This is a genomic window from Pseudomonas sp. MF09150, from assembly GCF_059862355.1.
Genome location: NZ_JCBCUS010000036.1, coordinates 1 through 680, shown reverse-complemented (window position 1 = coordinate 680; position 680 = coordinate 1). Strand labels below are relative to the sequence as shown.

Genomic DNA, 680 nt, shown 5'->3' with positions numbered 1-680 from the left:
GGCGGTTGCAGGAGCTGAGTGCAACACGGTTATTGAATTGAAGCAGGAGCCTCATGTTGCAAGCCCATCAGCTGAGTGAATACCTCGATCGGACACAGCCAGTTAAATCGCTTGCGTGGTCGGATGTTCAGCAAATACGCAAACTTGTCCAACTCCTCTTGGGTGTACCTGGACAGGTCAGTTCCCTTGGGCAAAAACTGGCGGACAAGGCCGTTGGTGTTCTCGTTGGTTCCACGTTGCCATGGGCTGTGTGGGTCAGCAAAGTAAACAGCAATACCCGTCTTCTGAGTGAGTTCGGCGTGCCTGGCCATTTCCTTGCCCTGGTCATACGTCATGCTTTTACGAGCGGCCAGCGGCATGCCATTGAGCGCCGCGCTGAACCCTTCGACTGCCGATGTCGCCGTAGCGTCATTCATTTTCACCAGCATCAAATAGCCGCTGGAGCGCTCAACGAGTGTCCCGACCGCCGAGGCGTTGTTCTTCCCCTTGATCAAGTCGCCCTCCCAGTGCCCTGGCATCAAACGGTCTTCAACCTCCGGCGGGCGCAGGTGAATACTGACCATATCCGGAATCTGGCCGCGACGATCAACGCCCCCAGCGCGCGGTCTACGTGTGCTCTTGCCTTGTCGCAGACACTGCACCAGCTCCTTGCGCAACTCCCCGACGGGCATCGCATAGAT

Annotated in this window: 1 protein-coding gene; it reads right to left on the bottom strand. The window is 57.2% G+C overall.

What is annotated here, in order from left to right; all coding sequences use genetic code 11:
- Positions 1 to 29: 29 nt before the first annotated feature.
- Positions 30 to 680, bottom strand: a 651-nt coding sequence (locus AC19YX_RS35240) for an IS30 family transposase (protein WP_500608028.1), incomplete at its 5' end; no start/stop codon positions are given.